Consider the following 2,599-nt stretch of genomic DNA (forward strand, 5'->3'; position numbering starts at 1 on the left):
GTTAAGCCCTGCAGCGCCGATGGTACTGCGTAGAAGTGGGAGAGTAGGTCGCCGCCCTTTTTTGGAAGAAACCCGTTGTTCAATCAGAGCAACGGTTTTTTTGCGTTTAACGGTTTATGAAGTTTATCGTTTACTTTTAAAAAAACGTTGAATGATTTCTTTGCATTCTTCCTCCATAATTCCACTTGTGATTTCTGTTTTCGGATGAATTAAAGATGGGGTGCAGCGTTCATAGCCTCTTTTTTCATCGCTGGCGCCATAAACCAATCTTTTTAACTGTGCCCAGTTTAAGGCTCCTGCGCACATTGTACACGGCTCTAGTGTTACATAAAGGGTACATTGATTTAAATACTTTCCACCTAAAAACTCAGATGCTGATGTGATTGCAAGCATTTCTGCATGTGCTGTAACATCATTAAGCGTTTCTGTTAGGTTATGTGACCTGGATATTATCTGACCTTGACAAACAACAACAGCTCCAACAGGTACTTCATTTTTTTGAAATGCTTTTTCTGCTTCTATAAAAGCTTGTTTCATAAAGTATTGGTCAGAAAAATTTATTTGATCCATTTTTATTATTAATCCTTTGGTTTGCTATTATATAATTCCTTTTTTTCTTACTATTTTCGCAAAGTTAAATTTAAACGCGATAAATACTGTATTCAATAATACATTTACAGTAGTAAACAAGGAATTGCAATGTATAGAACACATACCTGTGGTGAATTAAGAATGGATCACCTAAACCTGTCTGTAACTTTAAGTGGATGGGTTCAAAAAGTACGTAACTTAGGAGGAATGACCTTTATCGACTTGCGCGATAGATATGGTATTACTCAATTGGTTTTCAATGAGCAGTCACATAAAGAATTGTGTGATCAAGCCAATGAGTTAGGTAGAGAATTTGTTATTCAGGTTAAGGGAACAGTTGCTGAGCGTAGCAGTAAGAATTCAAAAATTGCTACAGGAGATATTGAAATTTTGGTTGAACAACTAATTATTCTTAACGCTTCGGAATTACCTCCTTTTACAATAGAGGATGATACTGATGGTGGAGATGAATTAAGAATGAAATATCGTTACCTTGATTTACGAAGAGCTCCGGTAAGAGATAACCTTGTTTTACGTCATAAAATGGGTTTTGAGGTTCGTAATTATCTTAATTCACAAAATTTTATTGAAACAGAAACCCCTGTTTTAATTAAATCAACTCCTGAAGGTGCCAGAGACTTTGTGGTTCCTTCGCGTATGAATGAAGGACAATTTTATGCGTTGCCTCAATCACCTCAGGTGTTTAAACAATTATTAATGGTGGGTGGTTTTGATCGATATTTCCAAATCGTAAAATGTTTCCGCGATGAAGATTTACGTGCCGACCGTCAGCCTGAATTTACGCAGATAGACTGTGAAATGTCATATGTTGAACAAAATGACATACTAAATACATTTGAAGGGATGACAAAACATCTTTTTAAAACAATTAAAGGAGTAGATCTGGATTACGATTTTCCAAGATTATCGTATGCTGATGCCATGAAGTATTATGGATCAGATAAACCGGATACTCGTTTTGATATGAAATTTGTTGATATTACTGATTCGGTGAAAGAATCAGAATTCAAATTGTTTAGTTCTGCTGAATATGTGGGTGGTATCTGTGCAAATGGATGTGCTGATTATACACGTAAACAGCTTGATCAATTGACAGATTTCGTGAAAAAACCTCAGATTGGAGCTGGCGGCTTAATATATATAAAATACAATGCTGATGGTTCTGTAAAATCATCAATAGATAAGTTTTATACCGAGGACCAATTACAATCATTAGGAGAGCAATTTGGGGCTAAACCGGGAGATTTAGTATTAATTCTAGCAGGTTCAACCAATAAAACTTTAAATGCTCTTTGTGAGTTACGCTTAGAAATGGGAACCCGTTTAGGTTTGAGAGATAGAAATACATTTTCTCCTCTTTGGGTTGTTGATTTCCCGTTATTGGAATGGGATGAAGATACCAATCGTTTTTATGCAATGCATCACCCATTTACTTCTCCAAAAGTAGAAGATTTGGCTCTGTTGGATACAGATCCAAAGAATGTGAGAGCTAATGCTTATGACTTGGTGATTAATGGTATTGAGATTGGTGGAGGATCAATTCGTATCTTTAATGATGAGTTGCAGCATAAGATGTTTAAGATATTAGGTTTTTCTGAAGAAGATGCTGAAGCTCAATTTGGATTCCTAATGAATGCCTTTAAATATGGAGCTCCTCCTCATGGTGGTGTTGCCTTTGGTTTTGATCGTTTAGTTGCCTTGTTTGCAGGAATTGATTCTATTCGCGATGTTATTGCATTTCCTAAAAATAACTCTGGTAGAGATGTGATGATTGATTCGCCATCGCCTATCAGTAAAGAGCAATTGGAGGAATTAAATATTGCATTAACAAAGAAAGAGAAGTAAAAAGTTATTTACATTATATAAAAAATCCGCAAGATGTATCTTGCGGATTTTTTTAGGGATATTCAGAAGTTGATTTATTTCTTTGATAATTAAGTAATTATCACTATCTTAAAAGTGTAACAAAACCCCGAAAACAGGCACT

At 35.4% G+C, this 2,599-nt stretch carries 2 protein-coding genes; one reads left to right on the forward strand and one right to left on the reverse strand.

Annotated elements, in window-relative coordinates:
• Positions 1-123 precede the first annotated feature (123 nt).
• Positions 124-570, reverse strand: coding sequence for a nucleoside deaminase (locus ACRD62_RS22260; RefSeq protein ID WP_430822286.1), 447 nt, complete (start codon positions 568-570; stop codon positions 124-126).
• A 129-nt stretch (positions 571-699) separates the two neighbouring features.
• Here ACRD62_RS22260 and aspS point away from each other — a divergent pair, with 129 nt between their 5' ends.
• The gene (gene aspS, locus ACRD62_RS22265; RefSeq protein ID WP_430822287.1) at positions 700-2,457 is read left to right on the forward strand and encodes an aspartate--tRNA ligase; all 1,758 of its coding nucleotides are present in this window, start codon (positions 700-702) and stop codon (positions 2,455-2,457) included.
• Positions 2,458-2,599: the final 142 nt, after the last annotated feature.

This window comes from Carboxylicivirga caseinilyticus (genome assembly GCF_050589785.1).
Taxonomy (GTDB): domain Bacteria; phylum Bacteroidota; class Bacteroidia; order Bacteroidales; family Marinilabiliaceae; genus Carboxylicivirga; species Carboxylicivirga caseinilyticus.